At 65.1% G+C, this 13,292-nt stretch carries 11 protein-coding genes; 7 read left to right on the plus strand and 4 right to left on the minus strand.

What is annotated here, in order from left to right; translation table 11 throughout:
- Positions 1-69: 69 nt before the first annotated feature.
- Positions 70-1,143, minus strand: coding sequence for an alkene reductase (locus AC1Q7Q_RS10180; RefSeq protein ID WP_492374919.1), 1,074 nt, complete (start codon positions 1,141-1,143; stop codon positions 70-72).
- A 105-nt stretch (positions 1,144-1,248) separates the two neighbouring features.
- Here AC1Q7Q_RS10180 and AC1Q7Q_RS10185 point away from each other — a divergent pair, with 105 nt between their 5' ends.
- Complete coding sequence (locus AC1Q7Q_RS10185) at positions 1,249-2,121, plus strand: LysR family transcriptional regulator (protein ID WP_492374920.1); 873 nt, start codon at positions 1,249-1,251, stop codon at positions 2,119-2,121.
- A gap of 152 nt (positions 2,122-2,273) precedes the next feature.
- Positions 2,274-2,597: a hypothetical protein gene (locus tag AC1Q7Q_RS10190; RefSeq protein ID WP_492374921.1), complete on the plus strand. Its 324-nt coding sequence runs from the start codon at positions 2,274-2,276 to the stop codon at positions 2,595-2,597.
- A gap of 242 nt (positions 2,598-2,839) precedes the next feature.
- Here the strand turns inward: AC1Q7Q_RS10190 and AC1Q7Q_RS10195 are convergent, their stop codons facing one another.
- Complete coding sequence (locus tag AC1Q7Q_RS10195; RefSeq protein WP_492374922.1) at positions 2,840-3,856, minus strand: GlxA family transcriptional regulator; 1,017 nt, start codon at positions 3,854-3,856, stop codon at positions 2,840-2,842.
- Between the two features lie 182 nt (positions 3,857-4,038).
- On the opposite strand from AC1Q7Q_RS10195, the gene AC1Q7Q_RS10200 reads away from it, so the two are divergent.
- Complete coding sequence (locus AC1Q7Q_RS10200) at positions 4,039-6,450, plus strand: acylase (protein ID WP_492387155.1); 2,412 nt, start codon at positions 4,039-4,041, stop codon at positions 6,448-6,450.
- A gap of 165 nt (positions 6,451-6,615) precedes the next feature.
- Here the strand turns inward: AC1Q7Q_RS10200 and AC1Q7Q_RS10205 are convergent, their stop codons facing one another.
- Positions 6,616-7,446, minus strand: coding sequence for a ParB N-terminal domain-containing protein (locus tag AC1Q7Q_RS10205; RefSeq protein WP_492375754.1), 831 nt, complete (start codon positions 7,444-7,446; stop codon positions 6,616-6,618).
- A 145-nt stretch (positions 7,447-7,591) separates the two neighbouring features.
- Here AC1Q7Q_RS10205 and AC1Q7Q_RS10210 point away from each other — a divergent pair, with 145 nt between their 5' ends.
- Both AC1Q7Q_RS10210 and AC1Q7Q_RS10215 read left to right on the plus strand, forming a co-directional pair.
- Positions 7,592-8,734, plus strand: a complete 1,143-nt coding sequence (locus AC1Q7Q_RS10210; RefSeq protein ID WP_492375753.1) for a GGDEF domain-containing protein — start codon at positions 7,592-7,594, stop codon at positions 8,732-8,734.
- A 252-nt stretch (positions 8,735-8,986) separates the two neighbouring features.
- Positions 8,987-10,078, plus strand: a complete 1,092-nt coding sequence (locus AC1Q7Q_RS10215) for a branched-chain amino acid aminotransferase (protein ID WP_492375752.1) — start codon at positions 8,987-8,989, stop codon at positions 10,076-10,078.
- 164 nt (positions 10,079-10,242) lie between these two features.
- Here AC1Q7Q_RS10215 and AC1Q7Q_RS10220 read toward each other — a convergent pair whose 3' ends face one another.
- Positions 10,243-11,139 carry an IclR family transcriptional regulator gene (locus AC1Q7Q_RS10220; protein WP_492375751.1) on the minus strand — a complete coding sequence of 299 codons (897 nt, stop codon included), beginning with the start codon at positions 11,137-11,139 and terminating at the stop codon, positions 10,243-10,245.
- 132 nt (positions 11,140-11,271) lie between these two features.
- On the opposite strand from AC1Q7Q_RS10220, the gene AC1Q7Q_RS10225 reads away from it, so the two are divergent.
- Together AC1Q7Q_RS10225 and AC1Q7Q_RS10230 are read left to right on the plus strand one after the other, a co-directional pair.
- Positions 11,272-12,048: an enoyl-CoA hydratase/isomerase family protein gene (locus tag AC1Q7Q_RS10225; RefSeq protein WP_492375750.1), complete on the plus strand. Its 777-nt coding sequence runs from the start codon at positions 11,272-11,274 to the stop codon at positions 12,046-12,048.
- Between the two features lie 9 nt (positions 12,049-12,057).
- A complete protein-coding gene (locus AC1Q7Q_RS10230) occupies positions 12,058-13,266 on the plus strand; it encodes a CaiB/BaiF CoA transferase family protein (protein ID WP_492375749.1) in 1,209 nt (402 codons plus the stop codon).
- The last annotated feature ends 26 nt before the right edge of the window (positions 13,267-13,292 follow it).

Below are 13,292 nucleotides of genomic sequence, written 5' to 3' on the forward strand. Positions count from 1 at the left end.
CCGAGGGCGGCATACGCGCCCAGGCGGGTTGGTGGGCGCCGATGTTGGTCGGCGCACATTGTGGTGGCCTCAGGCTCCTTGGGCTTCGCTCAAGGTCGGGTAATCAGTGTAGCCCTGCGCCGTGCCGCCGAAGAAAGCACTGTGTTGAACCTCGTTCATCGGCGCATTGGTCTTCAGCCGGGTGACGAAATCCGGGTTCGCAAGAACCATCTGGCCGTAGGCTTCCAGGTCGGCCAGCCCCGATGCCACGTCGGCCCCGATCTGGTCACGCGGGCGGCTCGGCCGGTTCAGGATCAGCGTGCCATTCCAGAGCTTGCGGATGTCGGCCAGCAGCGGCTCGTTGCCCTGGTGCAGGATGTGCAGATAGGCCAGGCCCAGCTTGTCGAGTTCGGCGACCAGGTAGCGGTACAGATCCGGCCCTTCGGCGCCTTCGTCGATACCCCAAAGCGTCGTGCCGGGCGACAGGCGAATCGCGGTCCTGTCTGCGCCGATTTCCTCGGCAATCGCGGCGGCGACTTCGAGGGCGAAGTGGGCGCGGTTCTTGACCGGACCGCCGTACACGTCGGTGCGCGTGTTCGCGCTCGGTGCGAAGAACTGCTGGATCAGGTAGGCGTTCGCAGCGTGGATCTCGACGCCATCGGCGCCTGCCTCGACTGCCCGGCGCGCCGCGTGGCGGAAATCCTGAGCGGTCTGGTGCACTTGCTCGGTGGTCAGCGCACGCGGCACGGGGATGTCCTGCATGCCCTTGGCAGTGAACATCTGCGTGCCCGGCGCAATGGCCGACGGTGCGACGCCCTGGCGATGATGCGGCGTGTTGTCCGGGTGCGACATGCGCCCGGCGTGCATGAGCTGGATGAAGAGGTGGCCACCCTTGGCATGCACGGCGTCAGTGGTCTTCTTCCAGCCGGCGACGTGTGCATTGGTGTAGATGCCTGGCGTGGTCAGGTAGCCCTGTCCATCGTCCGAGGGTTGGGTGCCTTCGGCGACGATCAGGCCGGCGCTGGCGCGCTGGGCGTAATACTCGGCGGCCAGCTCTCCCGGCGTGCCGTCGAATTGGGCACGGCTGCGGGTCATTGGTGCCATGACCAGGCGGTTTTGCAGGGTGTGGCGGCCGACGCGGACGGGATCGAACAGTTTGCTCATGATGGAATCCTCAGAAAGTGGTGGATGGAGGAATCATCGCCTGCTTCTCATGCGGGATAAATATGGTAATTTGGAGAACATTGATCCACTGATGGAGCAACGAGCATGGAGCTGTTGAACGACATGGCCTTGTTCGTGGAGGTCGTCAAAGCCAAGGGCTTTCGAAGTGCCGCGGAGGTGATGGGCGTGCCGAACTCGACACTATCGCGGCGGATCAGCGCATTGGAGAAAGCGATCGGGCTGCGCCTGCTGCATCGCACGACACGCAAGATCGAATTGACCGAGGCCGGCCAGATTTACTTCGAGCGATGCAAACGCATCGTCGATGAAGCCCGGCTGGCACACGAGCAGCTCGGCGACATGCTTGCCCAGCCCAGCGGTGTGCTGCGTGCATCGTTGCCGGTGGATTTCGCAGTCACCTACCTGGCGCCCTTGATCGCCGAGTTTGCTGGCCTCTATCCCGGCATCACCTTCGATTTCGACCTGACTCCGCGACGGGTCGATCTGGTCAGCGAACCCTTCGATGTGGCTATCCGCATGGGGGAGTCCGAAAACTCGCAGCTGATCGCACGCGCGTTGGCCGCGCTTACGCCTAACCTCTACGCCTCGCCCGGCTACCTTGGACGATCGGGCGAGCCAAACAAGCCCGCCGACCTGGATCGGCACGAGTGCTTGAGCATCCTGAAGGCGGGTTCGTGGACGTTGCGCGACGGGAAGCGAAGCGCCACGGTGCCGGTGGGTGGGCGGTTCACGCTCAACAGCGTTGGCATGAGCCGCCGCCTGGCAACGCTCGATATGGGCATCGTCCTGATGCCGGAGGAAGTCGTCGCTGATGAACTGGCCAGCGGAAAGCTGCGCCGAATCATGCCGGAATGGCACGGCACGCCGATGCCCGTTTATGCCATCACCGAAACCCGTCTGTTGCCGGCGAAGACGCAGCGCTTCATCGAGTTCCTTCGCGAGCGTTTAGGGCGGTAGCTTGGCCGCTGGATCGGACGGCCACAACCAGATTCGGCCGTTCAAGGGAGGCTACAATCGTGACGCGCCGGCCCGGCCCCTGCTGAATTGAGCTTGCGCCCGAACTAAACTGCCGCGCACCGCGTCCCGGCTACTGCAAACGAGCAAAGAAAATGGATGCAGCTACATTCGTGGGAAACTGGGTAGACCTCAAAAACGACCTCCTTTCCGTCTTGATGGGCGAACAAGGCGAAAGTGTCATCGCTACGCAGATTCGGAATATGGCGCTGACGGTGGACCAGACTGAGCAGCTTCGTAATGTGCTCGATGGCGTTTTGCGAGACGCCATGTACAGCCTGCTTCTTGGACTCGATGGCGCGTCTAGCATAGGGCGCGATCAGCAAGCTTTCCAGATTCTGGATGAGCGAGGAATGGCTGTTTCCTCCTGTGGCGAGCTTGAGGCGGAGGCGTGGAAGCGATTTCGCGCCGTGCCATAGCGTTGCTAGCCGATCAGTTTCACTGCCTTGGCTTTTTGGCGCCGAGGGCCGGACTAGACCGGGGCGATCGGACCGGTTGAACCCCCACCTTAAGCGCCATCGTTCAACCGCCAACCGTGCACGAAGCGCTTTCCCGATATCCGCGTCGGCATCGGGATTCGCATTTCCTCTGGGCTGACCATTTCATTATGTCCGGTCCTGGCCGAGCTCAAATGTGCGCCTGAGGCGCCTGTCCACGGCATTCAGCCCGCGCGCAATTCCGAGCGCACCGAATGCGCCCGCCGATGCGCGCCCGGCGTCTGGCCCGTATGGCGGCGCACCAGGTTGCGGAAGGCGGACATATCCTGGTAGCCGCATTGTTCGGCAATGGCGGTCAGGCTGAGCGTGGAGACTTCCAGCAGATGGCAGGCGCGCTCAGCCCGCAATCGGTGCAGGAACTGCAGCGGCGACATGCCCACGGTCTTCATGAAATGCCGCAGCAGCGTGCGTTCGCTGGTGGACGCCACCGCCGCCAGCCGGGGCAGGTCATAGGGCTCGGCCAGATGCTGTTGCAGGTAGCGGCGTGCGCGCAGCGCCACGCTGTGGCGCGGGGCATCGCCGGTCTTCAGCCAGATGCTGACTGCCTCGCCGCGCTCGGGCTGGTCCAGCAGGGCGTTGCCCAGCGTGCGGGCCAGGGCGTTACCTGCGGTATGCGCCACCGCCTGCAGCAACAGCGCATGCATGCGATCCAGCGCGCGGGAACTGAGCAGGTTGCCGCTCTTGACCACTGGCTGGTCGGCCTGCAATCGTCGCGCGGGTTCGCTCAGCCGCATCCAGTTGGCAATCAGCCACGGCACCGCCAGCTTGCGCTGTGCCGGCAAATCCATGGCTACCAGAAGTGCTACTGCCGTGAACGGCGCCACCACCAGCGCCCCCCGCGTAGCAACTGCCGCAATGGCGGCGCGTTCGCGGTCCAATAGCGACAGCATATGTTCAAGCCCGGCGATGTGGTCAAACAACGGTGGCGCGATCACCACCATGGCGTCCTTGCCTGCGCCGGCCAGTTCTTCCAGCGGCACGCACGTGCAGCGCAGCACGCTGGCCAGCGCCTGCCAGCGTTGCGGCTCGGCTACCGCCAGCCGCCAGCGAAAGGGCGCCGCCGTGCCGCGCCGCCGGCTTTGCATGGAGGCCAGCGTGTTGGCAATGTCCAGCATGTCGACCGCGGTGGAAAGGGCGGAGACAACGGCCGAGGGGTAGCACAGCAGATAGACGTCCGACATGGCGCGGTGGATTTTGGTTGGAAAGCTGCCTGCCAGATGGCGGGAATGCCACCAATTGTGGCGGAATCCACTCTACCTGTCACGGCCCCGATGCCCGACCATGTCAGCGGCACCATGGCGCGTCGCCGGTTGGCGCGCAACGTTCCATGGGCCCACAGACACAAGAACGAGGAGACAACACAATGAAGCAACGCATCGTGCGCGGCGCGACCGCACTTGGCGGCGCCGTGCTGGCGGTCGCCACCCTGGGCGGCTGCGCCACCGCAGGCAGCGACAGCGCCAACTGGAGCGAAGGCGGACTCAACGCCGAGATCCGCCGCACCGCCTATGGCATTCCCCATATCAAGGCCAACGACTACGCCAGCCTGGCCTTTGGCATGGGCTACGCATACGCGCAGGACAACGTCTGCCTGATGGCCGACCAGGTCGTCACGGTCAGCGGCGATCGCTCGCGCGTGTTCGGCCCCGACGAAAGTACCGAGGTGTCATTCAAGCGCATCAAGAACAGCGAATCCGATCCATTCTTCCGCGCGATCATCGATGACGACGCCCTGCGCGCCGGCTACGCGCAGGCCTCGCCAGAGGCGCGCGAATTGCTGCGCGGCTATATCGCCGGCTACAACCGCTACCTGCGCGATACCCCGCCCGCCCAACGCCCGGCTGGCTGCCGCAACGCTGACTGGGTGCGGCCCGTTACCGCCATCGACCTGTTCCGCCTGGCCGAGGAGAAGAGCATCCAAGCCAGCGCCGGCGCGCTGGCAGCGGGCATTGTCGCCGCCGTGCCGCCCGGGGCCGCGGGCAGTGCCAAGACCGCGCAGCAGGCGGGGGCGGTGGACGTAGCCAGCATCGACTTCGAAGCCGTCAACAACAACCTGCAGCTGCTGGATCCGCCGATCGGCAGCAACGGCTGGGCCTTTGGCAAGGAAGCCACCACGAATGGGCGCGGCCTGCTGCTGGGAAATCCGCATTTTCCGTGGACCACCACCAATCGTTTTTTTGAAGCGCACCTGACCATACCGGGCAAGCTGGACGTCATGGGCGCGTCCATTGCATCGTTCCCGATCATCAGCATCGGCTTCAACAAGGACGTGGCCTGGACGCACACCGTGTCCACCGCCCGCCGCTTCACCCTGTATGAACTGAAACTGGCCGAAGGCGACCCCACCACCTACCTGGTGGACGGCGCGCCGCGCAAGATGACCCCACGCACCGTCAGCTATGCGGCAAAACTGCCCGACGGCCGTACCGAGCAGCGCTCGCACACCTTCTACATGACCGAATACGGCCCGGTGCTGTCCATGCCATCGGCCGGCCTGCCGTGGTCCGCGCAAAAGGCCTACGCGCTGCGCGACGCCAACCGCAACAACACGCGTTCGGTCGACACCTGGCTTGATATCGGCCGCGCGCGCGACGTCGCTGGCATCCGCACCGCCATTGGCCGCCTGGGCATTCCGTGGGTCAACACGATTGCCACCGACCGTGAAGGCCGCGCCATGTTTGCCGATGTATCGGTCGCGCCCAACGTATCGGCCGCCTTGCTCAAGCAATGCGCGCCGACCGGCGACAGCGCCGCGCTGGCCGCCAAGCTGATGCAGGGCACCGGCATGGTCCTGCTGGACGGCACGCGGGCTAGCTGCAACTGGACGGTGGACGCGGCGTCGCCAGTACCGGGGCTGGTGGCCCCCAACGCCATGCCCGTGCTGGTACGCGATGACTATGTCGCCAACAGCAATGACAGTTCGTGGCTGTCTAACCCCAGCCAGAAGCTGACCGGCTTCTCACCGGTGCTGGGTCCCACCGAAGTTGCGCAACGCCTGCGCACGCGCGTTGGCCTGATGGAAATCGGCCGCCGCCTCGCGGGGGAGGACGGCCTGCCCGGTAACCGCTTTGACGTACCCGGCCTGCAGGCCGTGCTGTTCCGCGACCGCAACCTCTCCGGCGAGCTCGTGCTGGATGACCTGCTCGATGCCTGCCGCGGCGCCAAGGACGCCGACCTGAGCGACGGCTGCGCGGCGCTGCGCAAGTGGGACCGCCACAGCAACCTCGACAGTCGTGCCGCACCGCTGTTCCGCGAGTTCTGGATGCGCGCAAGCAAGATCCCCAAGGTCTACGCCATCGAGTTCACCCCCACCGATCCGGTCAACACGCCACGCGGACTGCGCATGCGCGATGCGTCTGTGCGCACCGAGGTCTTCAAGGCACTGAAGGACGCCGTGCAGGCCATGCGCACTGCCGGCTTTGCGCTGGATGCGCCGCTGGGCCAGGTGCAGGCCGCCACGGCACCGACTGGCCGCATCGCCTTGCACGGCGGCGAGGAATATGAAGGCGTGCTCAACAAGCTGCAAAGCACCCCGGTGTCGGACAAGGGGCTGCAGGTCTACTTTGGGACCAGCTACGTGCAGACCGTAGGCTTTGACGAGCAAGGGCCGGTCGCCGAGGCGCTGCTGGTGTACGGCCAGTCCGTAGATCAGCAGTCGCCGCACGCCTTTGACCAGATGGCGGAGTACTCCGCCAAGCGATGGGTGCGGCTGCCGTTCAGCGAGCAAGCCATTGCGGCGGACCCGCAGTTGAAGGTAACGCGGCTGAGCCAGTAAGCCGGCGGCGTTGGGAGCGGGGCCGCCGGCCCCGCTCCGCCATCGATAGGCGATCATCACGGGCCTTATTGGTTCTGGTGAGCAGCACTACACCGGCGCGCTCTCGACTAGCGCAAGTAGTGCTTGCGCTAGGACACGCGTACCCGCTCACCAGACAAGAGTGCCTCAAGCAGTCGATTGCCCGCCGCGGGCCTCTGCGAGTGCAACCGTCAAGTGCTGCACCTTCTTTTTCAACTGATCGCGCTCTTCGGTGAGCTGTGTCACCAATTGCGTCAGACGATGAATCGCCAGTTGGTCGGGGGTGGCGTCGCTGGGTGGGGGCGCCGGTTCAGGCTTGGGTGGCACGCGGGCCTCGCGCACCTGTCTGGCCACCTGGCGCAGTTCCTTCTTGCCCCCGGCAACCGCCGCTACCTGCTTCTCGCCAGGCAAGGAGGCTACGGCAGCCGCAGCATTGATGGAAATCACGCCCGCTTTTACCGCGCTGACCAACTCGGGCGCAGCGGTCTTCTGGATTTTTTCGATCTGACCAAGCGTCGCACTGCTCACCCGCGCCGTGCGCGCAACCGCCTCGCGAGTCAACACGGTATCGGCCCCGGATTGCATGGCGACTTCAGCCCCGGCAGGCTTTGCAGAACCCGGCTGGGCCTGCGCTTGGGCTTGGGCTTGTGCCAGACGCGCGGATACGATTTCCTTCTTCCGCAATGCGAGTACACCGCGTTGGAAATCCGATACGCTGCGCCGCCCGAGGTGATTGTCGATCATCCACAGGTGAACATCCTCCATGGACTGGAACGTCTGGTTTTGTACCGTATTGAAAGGGACTCCGTGCTTCTGGCAGATGCTGTAGCGATTGTGTCCATCCACCAGGAGATCGCCCCACAGCACCAGTGCATCGCGGCACCCTTCGGAGAGTAGGCTGCGTTCTAGCGCCGCGTATTCGTCGTCTGTAAGTGGATCGATATAGGCACGGAGGTCTTCGTTGATAGTGATCGTCATGGGTCAAGCGAAAAAGGTAGGGCAGTAGTGTACACACTGCCTGCCTTACCAGGCGACGGCCGGCTTGGCGGCCGGGCGGTGGCTAACCGCCAGTACAATGTGTGCACGGTGCCATGTGCACAGATCGTTTCTCCACGGCTGACCCATGCTAAACCTGGACCTGCGCTCCATGACGGCGATGACGGGGATGATCAATATCGCCCTGGGCATCGTCCTGCTGGCTTTTCGCCGCGCCTATCCTGCCTCCACCAAAGGGTTGCTACCCTGGGCGCTGGCACCGGTGCTTTGCGCGCTTTCCACCGCCTTCTATGCGATGGACGGGCATTGGCCGGCCGTGCTCGTCGCACTTGGCGGTAACGCGCTGCTGCTTTCGGGCTGCGCCTTGTTCTACTTCGGCAGCCAGCGCTTCTACGGGGTGCCCTGTAGCTGGAAACGCTGGCTCGCCCTGGGTGTTGGCTGCCTGGCTGGCATTACCTGGTTCCTGCTGGTCCATCCCGACTACCGGATCCGCGTGTTGCTGCTTACCTCGGTGTTAGCGGCAATATGCCTGACCCATGCGCGGCTGACCTGGCAGCACGGCCGGGGTTTTGCCCCGCGTTTCATGGCAGTTGTCCTCGCTTTCCAGGGGCTGGCCTTGCTCATGCGGGCAGCGACGACGCTTTTCCAGGATGCCGTCGATACTTCGCGGTTTTCCCCTTCGGCTATTCAGACCGCGTACATTGCAGCGTATTGCTTCGCGTCGCTCTTCGTCTGCCTTGGACTGCTTTTGACTGTGAGCGAGCGGTTACGTGCGCAGTTCGAGTACCTGGCGCAACGCGACGACCTGACGGGAATATTGAGTTGTCGCGCTGTGCTGCACGCAGGTAGTAGTGAACTGAAGAACCGGCGCGGCGGGCAGCCACTGTCGTTGCTGCTGATGGATATCGACCACTTCAAGCGCATCAACGACCAGCACGGACACCTGGTGGGTGACCGCGTGCTGGCGCATTTCGCACAAATCGTAGGGCGGGCACTGCGCCACACGGACCATCTTGGCCGCTTCGGCGGCGAAGAGTTTGTCGTGCTGCTGCCGCAGACCGGCATGGAGACCGCGCTTGCCATGGCCGAGCGCGTGCGCCAGGCAGTCGAGCAGCAATCGGCCATCGCCGGGCAGCCCGCCTGCACGGCAAGCCTGGGGTTGGCCAGCATCGAGGCCGGGGAAGCGACCCTTGACGAATTGCTGGCACGGGCCGATTCGGCGCTGTATCGCGCCAAGGCTGAAGGACGCAATCGTGTTGAGGCAGGCTAAGAGGCTGTCTCAATTGGCTTACCGTCTCAAATCAACGATTTAACATAACCTTTGTGCGGCAATTGGTTTGTTGTAGCGGCTAAGCAATGTCCGGAGCGAAGGTCAATCCTTGTCATTGAAGACAAACTGGGCGCCAGCATGCGATCATCGATACCCTCGGATTTCACGTAGAACCACGTGCCATGCCGGCGGCAGACAGGGGTGTTCGCCCTGCTGCCAATCCCCAACGCCAGCGAAGGAAGACGCGCGCTCATGACGCAACAAACCATTTTCAGCCTCGAACCCAACCCGAACGCGCTCGACGCGGCCACGCGGGATGCACTGATGCGCGACCCCGCGTTCGGCCGCGTCTTCACCGACCATATGGTGACGATCACCTGGCGTGAAGGACAGGGTTGGCAGGACGCCAAGGTCACTGCCCGCAAGCCGTTCTCGATCGATCCGGCGTGCTCGGTACTCCACTATGGCCAGGAGATCTTCGAGGGCATGAAGGCCTATCGCGGCGCGGATGGCGCCGTGACGCTGTTCCGCCCGCTCGAGAACGCGCGCCGCTTCCAGGCGTCGGCCAAGCGCATGGCCATGCCGGCGTTGCCCGAATCGCTCTTTCTGGAAGCGATCGAGCAACTGGTGCGGATCGACCAGGCCTGGGTGCCGCATGGCTCGGGCAGCCTCTACCTGCGTCCCTTCATGTTTGCCAACGAGGTGTTCCTCGGCATCAAGCCAGCCTCCGAGTTCATTTTCTGCGTGATTGCCTGCCCGGTGGGCCCGTACTTCAAGGGCGGAGACAAGGCCGTCTCCGTCTGGGTATCCGAGAACTACACGCGCGCCGCGCCCGGCGGCACCGGCGAGGCGAAGTGCGGTGGCAACTATGCCGGCAGCCTGGTCGCGCAGAGCGAGGCCACTGCGAACGGATGCGACCAGGTGGTCTTCCTGGATGCCGCCGAGCACCGCTGGGTGGAGGAACTCGGTGGCATGAACATCTTCTTCGTGATGGACGACGGCACTCTGGTCACGCCGCCCCTTAGCGGCTCGATTCTTCCGGGCATCACCCGGGCTTCGGTGATCGAGCTGGCCAGGGAGATGGGCATGGTGGTGGAAGAGCGCCGATATTCGTACCCCGAGTGGGAGGCGGATGCCCAAAGCGGACACCTGGCCGAGGCCTTTGTTTGCGGAACGGCGGCGACGCTGGTGGCCATTGGCGAAGTGCGCTCCGCGCGGACGCGCTTCGCGATCGGGAACGGCGCCGCTGGCAACACTGTCAAGGTGCTAAGGGAGCGGCTGGTGGAGATTCAGCGCAACCAGGCCGCTGGCCCGGCCGGCTGGGTCCATCACGTCGGTTTGTAAGAGGCCATTTCAAAAAGATCCTGGCGTTATTGCGCGGCCTTGGCCGTACCACATGTACTGTCCGCGGCCGCGCGCCTAGCCAGAACCGCTTCGCTTCATTTTGAAACAAGCAGTATGACTCCCCTGATGGGCAAGAAGGCTGGCCCCGCGCTAGCCGCCGGCCGTCATGCTGACTCCACGCCGTCCTCCACCCCGCATGACGCGCTGATCTTCTCGATCAGACCGAGCAGCAGCGGCGCATAGCGTGCCACATCACGCGGCTTTTCGCTGGGTTTGTGCGGGAAGCTGATATTGAGCCCGTACCACTGGTGGTCCGGCCCGCGGAACGCCGCGCCCACGGCGGTCAGGTGGCCGGGCTGGTAGTTGGTGCTGCAATAGCCTTGCGCCTTTGCCTGGGCAATGCCACGCGACAGTTCCTTGTGCAAGGCCGGCCATTCGTCGCCGGCCTTCTCCTCGATCCGTGCGAGGAAGTGGTCGCGCACGCCGGCCGGCACCGCGGCCAGCCACGCCATGCCGATCGAGGTCAGTTCCATGGGAACGCGCGTGCCGGGCGCTACGCGCCGGGTGCGCGATACGCTGTCGCGGCTGTGGCGCACCGCGGCCAGGTAGACCATGGCGGTCTGGTCGGGCACGGCCAGGCCGACATTGACCTTTTCCGCCTCGGCGATCTTGCGCATCAGCGGCAGGGCGATATCGGGCACCGTGGTGGCGTGGTGGAAGGCGTCCGCCAGGCTCACCACCACGGCCGCCAGCCGATAGGCGCGCTCGGTGGCGTCGTAGCACAGGAAGCCGCTGTCCACCAGCGAGCGCGTGAGGCGGCTGACAGTGGGGCGCGGCAGGCCGGTGCGCGCTGCCAGGTCCGCATTGGTCAGGCTGGAAGAGCCGACGCGGAACGCGCGCAGCAGCATCAGGCCACGTTCGAGCGACTGACTGCCTTCGGTCTGCCGCGTGAACCGGCCCGTACTGTGCGTGAGTTCGCGGCTCGAAGGCGGTTTGGCGCGGGAATCCGGGTGGGAAGCCGGGGCGGAACCGGGGTCGGAATGGGGGTGCGGATCAGGCATGTAGTTGGCCGCAGGCCCGCCAATCCAGCATCGGGGCGCTGCAAGTAATTTCGGTATTCGAAATTGTAGTGTAGCGCGGGAATCCGCATCGGCGAATACTGGGTGCCTTTCCACTTCCCGGAGCCCTTCGCCATGACCTCGGCATCCACCCCCGAAATCGTCCTGACACGCGACCAGCATGTTGCGCAGATCGAGATCTCCCGCCCGCCCCATAACTTTGTCGACGCCGATGTCATGCGCCGGCTGGCCGAAGCGTTGCTGCAACTCGACGAGGACGACAGCTGTCGCGCCATCGTGCTGTCTTCCGGCGTAGGCGCCTTCTGCGCCGGGGCCGATTTCAGCGGCACCGACCAGGGCAGTGTCTCGCGCGACCCATCGGCCTTCTACGCACAGGCCATGAAGCTGTACCGCAACCGCAAGCCCATCGTGGCCGCGGTTGCGGGCGCCGCGATCGGCGCGGGGCTGGGACTGGCGCTGGTGGCGGACTTTCGCATCACATGCCGCGAAGCGCGCTTTAGCGCCAGCTTCAACAGGCTCGGCTTCCATCCCGGCTTTGGGATGAGCGTGACGCTGCCACGCCTGGTCGGCGAGCAGCAGGCCGCGCTGCTGTTGTATACGGGCAGGCGCCTCGACGGCGAAGAAGCGGTGCGCATCGGGCTGGCCGACGAACTGGTGGCGCAGGCCGAGGTGCGTGCCCGCGCGCTGGCGCTCGCGCACGATATCGCGGCCTCGGCGCCACTGGCCGTGGAAAGCACACGTGAGACGCTGCGCCTGGGGCTGGCCGACCGCATCGTGGAGGCCAACCAGCGTGAACTGGCCATCCAGCGCGTGCAGTTCGCCACCGCGGATTTCCGCGAAGGCGTGGCGGCGATGGCCGAGCGCCGCGCGCCCGTGTTCCAGCGCCGCTGAGGGGGCCGTATGCAACATGAGAAACCCGTCTGCGCCGGCCCGCTCGAGGGAATTCGCGTACTCGACCTGACTTCGGTGGTGCTGGGCCCTCTGGCCACGCAATCTCTGGCCGACCTGGGCGCGGACGTCATCAAGGTCGAAGGGCCGGAAGGCGACCTCATGCGCGCCAACGGCGTATCGCGCAACGCCGGCATGAGTTCGATCTACCTGGCGCTCAACCGCAACAAGCGCTCGGTGGTGCTGGACCTGAAGACGCCTGCAGGCGCTGCGGCGCTGCGCCGCCTGATCGCCGGCGCCGATGTGCTGATCCACAATATGCGCGTGGCCGCCATCGAGCGGCTGGGCTTTGGCTACGCTGCGGTGGCAGCGTTGAACCCGCGCATCGTCTACTGCGTGGCCACCGGCTTTGGCCAGGACGGCCCGCACCGTGACAAACCGGCCTTCGACGACATCATCCAGGCCGCTTGCGGGCTGGTGTCGCTGGGCTGCGTCGCCGGCAGCCGGCCCGAGTACGTGCCTAGCCTGATTGCCGACAAGACCACCGGGATGGCGCTGGCCAACGCGGTGATGGCCGCGCTGCTGCACCGCGAGCGCCACGGCAGCGGGCAAGCGGTGGAGGTACCGATGCTGGAAACCATGGCCAGCTTCGTGATGGCCGAGCACCTGGCGGGGTTGACCTTCGAGCCCGCCACTGGCGCGGCCGGCTATGCGCGCCTGCTGCAGGGAGGGCGGCGGCCGGCGCAGACTGCGGACGGCTGGATCTGCGCACTACCGTACACGGACCGCCACTGGAAAGCCTTTTTCCACGCCGTGGGCCGCGATGACCTGGGTGACAAGTACAACATCGCCAGCCGCGCGCAGCGCAACGCCCATATCCGCGCGCTGTACCAGCACCTCGCGGAAATCACGCCGACCCGGACCACAAAGGCGTGGATGGCGCTGTTCGAGACGCTGGATATCCCCGCCACGCCGATCTATGCGCCGGACGAATTGCTGGCGCATCCCCACCTGGAGGCGGTCGGGCTGTTCCAGCAGACCGAGCATCCCACCGAGGGCCCGTTGCGCGAAATGCGGCCCACGACGCGCTTCTCCGCCACACCGCTGTCGTTGCGCCGCCACGCGCCCACGCTGGGCGAGCACACCGATGAAGTGTTGCGCGAAGCCGGGCTAGCCCCTGAAGACATCGCCCGGGTGACGGGCGGCCGGAACGCCGCCTGAAGCGGGACGCAAACAATAAAGGAGAC

Source organism: Cupriavidus sp. GW823-FHT07A04, from assembly GCF_058794615.1.

Coding starts and splice junctions, on each gene's coding strand:
- AC1Q7Q_RS10180 (WP_492374919.1), bottom strand. CDS start 1,143: ATGAGCAAACTGTTCGATCCCGTCCGCGTCGGCCGCCACACCCTGCAA.
- AC1Q7Q_RS10225 (WP_492375750.1), top strand. CDS start 11,272: ATGACCTCGGCATCCACCCCCGAAATCGTCCTGACACGCGACCAGCAT.
- AC1Q7Q_RS10185 (WP_492374920.1), top strand. CDS start 1,249: ATGGAGCTGTTGAACGACATGGCCTTGTTCGTGGAGGTCGTCAAAGCC.
- AC1Q7Q_RS10230 (WP_492375749.1), top strand. CDS start 12,058: ATGCAACATGAGAAACCCGTCTGCGCCGGCCCGCTCGAGGGAATTCGC.
- AC1Q7Q_RS10205 (WP_492375754.1), bottom strand. CDS start 7,446: ATGACGATCACTATCAACGAAGACCTCCGTGCCTATATCGATCCACTT.
- AC1Q7Q_RS10195 (WP_492374922.1), bottom strand. CDS start 3,856: ATGTCGGACGTCTATCTGCTGTGCTACCCCTCGGCCGTTGTCTCCGCC.
- AC1Q7Q_RS10190 (WP_492374921.1), top strand. CDS start 2,274: ATGGATGCAGCTACATTCGTGGGAAACTGGGTAGACCTCAAAAACGAC.
- AC1Q7Q_RS10200 (WP_492387155.1), top strand. CDS start 4,039: ATGAAGCAACGCATCGTGCGCGGCGCGACCGCACTTGGCGGCGCCGTG.
- AC1Q7Q_RS10220 (WP_492375751.1), bottom strand. CDS start 11,139: ATGCCTGATCCGCACCCCCATTCCGACCCCGGTTCCGCCCCGGCTTCC.
- AC1Q7Q_RS10210 (WP_492375753.1), top strand. CDS start 7,592: ATGCTAAACCTGGACCTGCGCTCCATGACGGCGATGACGGGGATGATC.
- AC1Q7Q_RS10215 (WP_492375752.1), top strand. CDS start 8,987: ATGACGCAACAAACCATTTTCAGCCTCGAACCCAACCCGAACGCGCTC.